Below are 7992 nucleotides of genomic sequence, written 5' to 3'. Positions count from 1 at the left end.
CGTAAAAGGGATGCAAAAGTTCAATGGCAGCATGGTTGCCGACAATGTGATGGGCTTAATTACTCAGCTTTCAAAATACAAAACTGAGCTTGAAGGTAAACTCTATCACGAGATTGGCAGGCTTGAAAAATCCACTGGGGTTTGTTCTGAATGCGGCCAACATCATGTTTTAACATTGAACGACAGATATTTCACATGTACGGCTTGTGAAACTTACCAAAGCCGAGACTTGTCAGCGGCTAAAAGCATAGCAAAAACAGGTGAATTAGATTTGATTGCGGCTGGGATCGTCGCAAGGGTTACCCCCACATCTCAGCAGAAATCAGCCATTAAAACGAAAGTCTTCAAGCTATCGAAGTTTGCTGTTGGAACTGAGAAAAAAGAAGCAGCCTAGTCTCTAAGTCAAGGCTGTAGAAGCCCATTGGTCGACACGGAGTGGCGTCGATGGGTAGTTCACTTAGGCGTAATACTCTTTATTATTGGTTTTAGTTTACAGCTAAACTAGTTATAGCTTTAAAAGTTAACAGTGGTTGTTTTTAAAGGTTAAAAATTTCAATTGTCATTAGTATATTTCAAGTGCACTTAGTAGCATATAAGTGCTAATTTAACGCTAAGTAAATTAATAACAGGGAATATACTAATGAAACTAGAATCTTTAGCGCTGCATCATGGCTACGAATCAGAATCAACCACAAAGTCTGCAGCAGTGCCAATTTATAATACGTCATCTTATACGTTTGATAACACCCAGCATGGTGCTGATTTATTTGATTTAAAAGTACCTGGTAATATTTACACCCGTATTATGAACCCGACTAACGCAGTATTAGAGCAGCGTATCGCGGCTATGGAAGGGGGCGTAGGCGCACTGGCTGTAGCCTCTGGCATGGCAGCAATTACTTACGCAATTCAATGTTTATGTGAAGTTGGCACCAACATTGTTAGTACTAGCCAAGTATATGGCGGCACTTACAACTTATTTGCACATTCATTACCACGCCAAGGTATTGAAGCACGGATGATCAAAGCAGATGACTTTGAGGCCTTTGAAAACGCAATAGATGATAATACTCGAGCAGTATTTTGTGAATCAATTGGCAACCCTGCAGGTAATATTGTTGATATTGCCCGATTAGCCAAAATAGCACACAGTAAAGGTGTGCCCCTTATTGTTGATAACACAGTAGCAACGCCGTACTTATGCCGCCCATTCGAGCTGGGTGCCGATATAGTGGTGCATTCATTAACTAAATACATAAACGGGCACGGCACTGCCATTGGCGGCATGATTGTTGACTCAGGTAAATTTGATTGGAAAGCAAATGCTACGCGTTTTGCCATGATGAACGAGCCAGATCCGTCTTATCATAATGTTGTTTATACCGAAGCCTTTGCAGAAGCCGCGTTTATTGGTCGCTGTAGAGTGGTTCCGCTTAGAAATACCGGTGCGGCACTTGCACCAAAAAATGCATCAGACATTCTAATTGGCCTTGAAACTTTAGGTTTGCGAATGGAACGTCACTGCGAAAATGCACAAAAGGTGGCTGAGTATTTACAAAAGCACCCTAAAGTTTCATGGGTTAACTATGCAGGCTTAGCGTCAAGTCCATACAACGCAATGTGTAAAAAAACAACTAATGGTAAAGCATCGGGTATATTAAGTTTTGGTATTGTAGGTGGCTTGGAAGCAGGCACTCGTTTTATCGACGCACTCAATATGATACTGCGTTTGGTAAACATCGGTGATGCTAAGTCGCTAGCGTGTCATCCTGCATCAACCACGCATCGTCAGCTTAATGATGAAGAACTCGCTAATGCAGGTGTGAGCCGTGATTTAGTGCGTTTATCGATTGGTATTGAAAATATCGACGATATTATTGCAGATGTAAGTCAAGCGCTCGGTAAAGCGTAAGCTATTTATAAGTAATAACATCGTTTAAAATGCCTCTATACACTGAGGCATTTGTATTTATTGACTCATTGAAAAGCATATAATTAAGTATCTAACTTGATAAGTAAACGGTCTAAGCAAGCCAGGATAGTATAAATAATTATCAATAAGGTTATATTTATCTAGCAAAATAGCTTAAAAGTGGCTAACCGCAATTATAATTGTTATGTTACGTGTAACATAATAAATTAATTACCTGTGATGAAAAAAAATAAACGCTCTTCACTTCAAAATATAGCGGATGCAGTTGGGGTCACTAAAATGACGGTAAGTCGTTATTTACGTAACCCAGAGAAAGTATCAGCAACAACTCAAATCAAAATTAAAGCAGCCATAGATTCACTTGGTTATATTGCTAATAAAGCCCCAGATTTATTATCTAATGCCAAAAGCTACTCTATAGGTGTGCTTGTCCCATCGTTAACTAATCAAGTGTTTTCGCAAGTTATTCGCGGAATTGAAGATATTACTGAGCCTGCTGGGTATCAAACAATGCTCGCGCATTATGGCTATAGCCCCGAAATTGAAGAAAAGAGAGTTGAATATTTATTATCATATCATGTAGATGGGCTAATTTTATCGGAAACAACGCATACCGACAGAACCCGAAAAATGATTGCTATGGCGGGTATTCCTGTGGTTGAAATAATGGATATTCATCACACTCCAATACACCAAGCGGTTGGCTTTGATAATGCTAAAGCTGCTTTTGAGATGACCAATGCGCTTTTAGATAAAGGCTACCGGAATATTGTTTACCTTGGTGCAAGGTTAGATATGCGCACACAATTGAAGTTTCAAGGCTATAGCGACGCAATGTTACTAAGGGGGTTTACTCCTAAAAGTGTGATGACAAATGAAGCTTCGTCGTTTAGTTTGGGCGCTAAATTATTGCAAAAAACACGTACAGAACATCCAGATACTGACTGTATATTTTGTACTAATGATGATTTGGCTATTGGTGCTATTTTTGAGTGTCAAAGAAATAATATTTCTGTTCCTCAGCATATGGGGGTTGCAGGCTTTCATGGCCATGATATTGGTCAATCTATGGTGCCTCAGCTAGCCAGTGTGATCACGCCGCGTTATCAGATTGGTAACCTTGCAGGGGCTAAATTACTCAGTCGTATTAGTTCAACAACAGATATTGAAACACCCGATGAGCAAATATGTGATACCGGTTATGTGATTCATTTAGGCGAAAGTGTTTGATTAACTATGTCACTCATAAAGCAAGAAAATATTAAACCTAGAATATTGAGTTGTAAGTGAAATATGGTGCTTGCCTCCATCAAACAGTAAAAGCTATAACACTCGAAGTAAACACCGATGCTGCTATTTAAGCACAGCATCGGACATATTTAGGGTTTTATGAATAAAAATAATTTATAAAAAGAGGGAAATAATCATAGCTACAATAGCACCCGTTGTACCAATGATGGTCTCCATCACCGTCCATGTTTTCAGCGTTTGCATTTCAGTAAGGCCAAGGTAGCGATTAGCTAACCAAAAGCCAGAGTCATTTACATGCGATAAAACGATTGAGCCTCCACCAATGGCGATAGTAACCGCAGCAAGCTGAGCGCCATCTAGTCCAAGCGGCTCTAACATAGGTATAATTAAACCGCATGCTGTAAGCATAGCAACAGTTGCAGAGCCTTGAATTACGCGTACTGCGGCTGCTAATATAAAAGCTAGCATAACAATCGGTAAGCCAGATCCCGCAAGAATATTACCAAGCGCTGCCCCTACACCCGAATCAACCAATACTTGTTTAAATACTCCCCCAGCGCCTGTTACCAAAATGATAACGCCAGCAGGTTGTAAGGCACTACTGCAAATTTCCATAATACGATCTTGTGGTACACCGCGTTTTACACCCAGTAAATAAAATGCCATTAAGCAAGCTGCAAGAATTGCAGTAAATGGGTGACCGATAAACTCTAACCAATGATGTAAGTTAGATTGTTGCTCAACAAAACGAGAGCCAATCGTATTTAAGGCAATCATTAATAATGGCAGTGCAATTAAACCTAGAGCTAAGCCAAAACTAGGCTCGCCCTCACCGTCTCTAGTATTATCATTGTTTTGGGCGTGTTCAGGTAGTTCAACATGAATTGACTTAGCAATTAGCGATCCCCAAAGAGGGCCGCCAATGATCATAGCTGGAATAGCAGCAAGCAAACCAAATAAAATCATATAACCGTAATCGGCACCAAGTTGAGATACCACTAAAATAGGGCCTGGCGCAGGGATAAGAAATGCCTGACAAGCAGCAATACCAGCAAGCAGTGCAATCCCTATTTTAATAACACTACCACCGCCTTTACGTACCACAGCAAATGCAATACCAATTAAAAGCACCACAGCAACATCAAAAAATAGTGGTAAAGCACATATAAAACCAGTAAAGGTGAGCGCCCAGTTAGCGTTTTTCTCGCCAAAACGATGTAATAAGGTATGAGCAATACGGTCAAGCGCTCCAGTCTCTTCCATTACTTTGCCAAACATGGCACCTAATGCAACCACAACAGCAACAAAGCCTAAAGTGCCGCCCATTCCTTTTTGGATAGTTTCTGCGATCATTTGTGGGCTCATTCCAGAGAATAGCCCGGCTATCATCGAAACTAAAATTAAAGCGACAACCGCGTGTAGCCTTACTTTCATGACTAAAAAAAGTAACAGTAGAATAGAACCTACCGCGGTTAGTATTAAAGATAAATCTGACATATATTTCCTACTTAAATCCAACTCAAATTAGGATAGTTAACTTGTGTTTAATTTCATATTATATTAAGTTACGCGTAACATGTTACCAGTAACTTAATATAAAAATTCATTCAAAGCTAATGAATTTTTAAAAAATAGAGTGAGATTAGCTAAATGAGCCAAATAAACGCGGGTCGAATATTTATTATTATGGGTGTATCAAGCACCGGAAAGTCGAGTATTGGTTATGCGCTTGCGAAAAAAATGGACGCTAAATTTATTGATGGCGATGATTTACATCCCAAAGCAAATATTTTAAAAATGTCATCAGGACAACCGCTTAATGATGATGATAGGGTGCCGTGGTTAGAAAGAATTCGTGACGCTGCGTTTAGTATTGAGCAGAAAAATGAAGTGGCCGTTATTGTTTGTTCAGCCTTAAAGAAAAAATACCGAGAGCAAATATGCGAAGGAAATGTGAATATTACTTTTTTACATTTACAGGGAAATTTTGAATTAGTTAAGCAGCGAATGCAAGATAGAAGAGGGCACTTTATGCCTACTGAGCTATTAAAAAGTCAATTCGAGACATTGGAAATCCCCCAAGCAGATGAGTTAAATGTAATTAGTATCGACATTAATAAATCATTTAAGCAGGTTGTAAGCGCTTGTTTTCAAGCTACGCAAACCGATATAAATTTAGCTAGCGGGTAACCTATAAGGTATAAATACAAAAATAATGAGTAATAAAGTAGATGCCATTTATTTCAAACGTTCAATAACAGGCTAAATTTAACAACAGTTAGTTTTAGTCTATTATTGAAGTTAAAGTTTTATAACCCAGATGTTTAGCTTACCTATTAAAACCCCAGCTATTCATTGCTTAATCGGCTCGTGGGGTTGCTAAAATCACCTTTTTTTCATCTTCAGATAAAATAATCCACTCAAAAATTTCATCGTTGGTACGTCCGCAGCCAGTACATAGGCCACTGCGCCGCTGGCAAACTCCAATACAATCGGTTTTAAGTTTAGTCTTGCTAGTTTTTGTTTGAAAACCCATAAAACCCTATAAAAAATTATTGTTTAGTAGCTACTGATTTGCCAATTTCTAATGAGGTAGACCACGATTTTAAACTAGATAACGTTTTACCGGTGTAGATTGAAATAACAGGGGTGTTTTCATCAAGTACGAAAGTAGTACGAATCGAGTTTTTTGACTCTTTTTGGCTTTCATGCCAATTGCTTTCAAGCAAACATTGGCGAGTAAAAGCCACTGCTTTTTGATGATCTGTTACAGCAGCTACTTGCTCTTTGTAACTATTTTGACAGCGGTAAATAACATTATCATGATCAAATGCAGTAATTTGGCACTGTTGACCCACTAAATGATAGTTAGTACTCCAGCTATCCATAAATTTTGTGGTTACTTTGGTTGTTTTTAGCGATTCAAAACGGGTATCGTATGCACCAAGTAAGGTTTGAATTTTATTACATGGTGTAAGTTGATCTATAGCGGCTGTTTGCTCAGTAACAACGCTAGAACAACCTGAAATTACCAAGCCAGTAAATACGACAGAGGCTAACTTCTTCATTCAATATTATCCTTTTAATTAATGAATTTAGTGCGCTATGTGCTAAAGCACACTAAATAATTTAAGCGTGCTTTTATAAAAGTTGTTGGTATTAAAGTTACAACTTACTTGTGGCGACCTATTAAGCATTTAACTACGTCTTCAAGGGCTAAGCCTTGGCGTTGTAATAGCACTGTAAGGTGATAAATTAAATCAGCAGACTCGTTTGTTAGCTCATCGTTATCGTGTTTCATTGCAGCAAGGGCAACTTCTACGCCTTCCTCGCCTACTTTTTGACAACTACGGCTTAAATCTTCTGCAAACAAAGACGCTGTATAGCTTTTAGCTGGGTCGTCGTTTTTACGCGCTACAATAACATCTTCAAGTTGCGCTAAAAAGCTTAGGCTTGGTTTTGCATCATCGCCAAAACAGCTTTGCGTACCTAAATGACATGTTGGGCCTTGTGGGTTTGCTAGTACCAAAATAGAATCGTTATCACAATCGGTATGCACTGACACGACATTTAAATAGTTTTGAGATGACTCACCTTTGGTCCACAAACGCGATTTTGAGCGCGAGTAAAACGTTACCTTGTTACTTTCAAGTGTCACCTTTAGTGCTTCGCTGTTCATGAAGCCTTGCATTAAAATAACACCAGAACGTGCATCTTGAATAATAGCAGGGATCATTTCACTTTTAGTGAAATCAACTTGAGTTTGGTTGTCGAGTGTTAATATCATAATCTTGCTGCCACTTGGTTATTAGTTAAAAATTGTTTTAGTTCACCAATGTTAATCACATTTTTATGAAAAACACTGGCTGCAAGTGCGCCATCAACTTCACTTTGTTTAAACACATCTACAAAATCTTGCATAGATCCAGCACCGCCTGAGGCGATAAGAGGAATATTACACAGTTCGCGTATTTTACTTAATTGCTCAATATCATAACCGTTACGTACGCCGTCTTGGTTCATACAGTTTAATACTATTTCGCCTGCTCCTAAGTCTTGTACGCGTTTAACCCATTCTTGTGTTTTATAACGGGTACGGCTTGACGCATTAGGATCGCCAGTAAGTTGGTACACTAAGTATTCACCGGTCACTTCATCGTAAAAGCTATCTATACCGACCACTACGCATTGCTTACCAAACTCATCGTGCAGCTCTTTTATTAGCTCAGGGCGAGCAATAGCAGGGCTGTTAATGCTGATTTTGTCTGCGCCGCGTTCAAGTACGCGAGCTGCATCGGCAACCGACTTAATTCCGCCAGCCACACAAAAAGGAATATCAATATGACGGGCAATACTCTCTACCCAATTTACATCGAGTAAGCGTTTTTCAACACTGGCACTAATTTCGTAAAAAACAAGTTCATCTGCACCGGCCTCGCTGTAAGCTTTTGCCATAGTTAAAATATCACCAACTACTTCATGGCCTTTAAATTTTACGCCTTTGACTACTTGGCCGTCTTTAACGTCGAGACATGGAATTATGCGTTTTGATAACATGGGAAAGTCTCGCAGGTAGTGTGTTTATTTTTGAAAGTCATAGCTACTATTCTTTTCGTTAATATTTTGCATTAATAACAACAACACTAAAAACATTATTGTCAGCAAAAAGTCATATTAATAATTACCTACAGTATATATATATCTAAGCGTTATTTATAGGCGAAATATCTTATAGTTAATTACTTTTAAAGCTATTTAGAGGGTTGTATAAATAATAAAAAGTGAGAACTTACGGATGCTAATTCCAT

Annotated in this window: 9 protein-coding genes; 4 read left to right on the top strand and 5 right to left on the bottom strand. The window is 38.8% G+C overall.

Going from position 1 to position 7992, the window contains the following annotated elements; all coding sequences use genetic code 11:
- The 3 genes from I6E78_RS17620 to gntR all read left to right on the top strand — a co-directional run.
- On the top strand, positions 1-394 hold a 394-nt coding region (locus I6E78_RS17620), incomplete at its 5' end, for a zinc ribbon domain-containing protein (protein ID WP_197183022.1).
- Between the two features lie 246 nt (positions 395-640).
- The gene (locus I6E78_RS17615; RefSeq protein WP_197183021.1) at positions 641-1912 is read left to right on the top strand and encodes an O-acetylhomoserine aminocarboxypropyltransferase/cysteine synthase family protein; all 1272 of its coding nucleotides are present in this window, start codon (positions 641-643) and stop codon (positions 1910-1912) included.
- 240 nt (positions 1913-2152) lie between these two features.
- A complete protein-coding gene (gntR, locus tag I6E78_RS17610) occupies positions 2153-3163 on the top strand; it encodes a gluconate operon transcriptional repressor GntR (protein WP_197183020.1) in 1011 nt (336 codons plus the stop codon).
- Between the two features lie 174 nt (positions 3164-3337).
- Here the strand turns inward: gntR and gntU are convergent, their stop codons facing one another.
- The gene (gene gntU, locus I6E78_RS17605; protein ID WP_197183019.1) at positions 3338-4681 is read right to left on the bottom strand and encodes a gluconate transporter; all 1344 of its coding nucleotides are present in this window, start codon (positions 4679-4681) and stop codon (positions 3338-3340) included.
- 153 nt (positions 4682-4834) lie between these two features.
- Between gntU and I6E78_RS17600 the strand changes: the two genes are divergently transcribed.
- Positions 4835-5374: a gluconokinase gene (locus I6E78_RS17600; protein WP_197183018.1), complete on the top strand. Its 540-nt coding sequence runs from the start codon at positions 4835-4837 to the stop codon at positions 5372-5374.
- A gap of 169 nt (positions 5375-5543) precedes the next feature.
- On the opposite strand, the gene I6E78_RS17595 is transcribed toward I6E78_RS17600, so the two are convergent.
- The 4 genes from I6E78_RS17595 to hisF form a co-directional block, all read right to left on the bottom strand.
- Positions 5544-5720: a DUF1289 domain-containing protein gene (locus I6E78_RS17595; protein ID WP_065813981.1), complete on the bottom strand. Its 177-nt coding sequence runs from the start codon at positions 5718-5720 to the stop codon at positions 5544-5546.
- 16 nt (positions 5721-5736) lie between these two features.
- Positions 5737-6252 carry a hypothetical protein gene (locus I6E78_RS17590; RefSeq protein WP_197183017.1) on the bottom strand — a complete coding sequence of 172 codons (516 nt, stop codon included), beginning with the start codon at positions 6250-6252 and terminating at the stop codon, positions 5737-5739.
- Between the two features lie 104 nt (positions 6253-6356).
- Complete coding sequence (gene hisIE / locus I6E78_RS17585; RefSeq protein WP_197183016.1) at positions 6357-6971, bottom strand: bifunctional phosphoribosyl-AMP cyclohydrolase/phosphoribosyl-ATP diphosphatase HisIE; 615 nt, start codon at positions 6969-6971, stop codon at positions 6357-6359.
- Complete coding sequence (hisF, locus tag I6E78_RS17580) at positions 6968-7741, bottom strand: imidazole glycerol phosphate synthase subunit HisF (RefSeq protein ID WP_011330107.1); 774 nt, start codon at positions 7739-7741, stop codon at positions 6968-6970. The genes hisIE and hisF overlap by 4 nt, the downstream gene beginning before the upstream one ends.
- Positions 7742-7992 lie beyond the last annotated feature (251 nt).

This window comes from Pseudoalteromonas sp. NZS127 (assembly GCF_015864805.1).
GTDB classification, from domain to species: Bacteria; Pseudomonadota; Gammaproteobacteria; order Enterobacterales; family Alteromonadaceae; genus Pseudoalteromonas; species Pseudoalteromonas nigrifaciens.
This window is presented reverse-complemented; position numbering and strand designations above follow the sequence as displayed.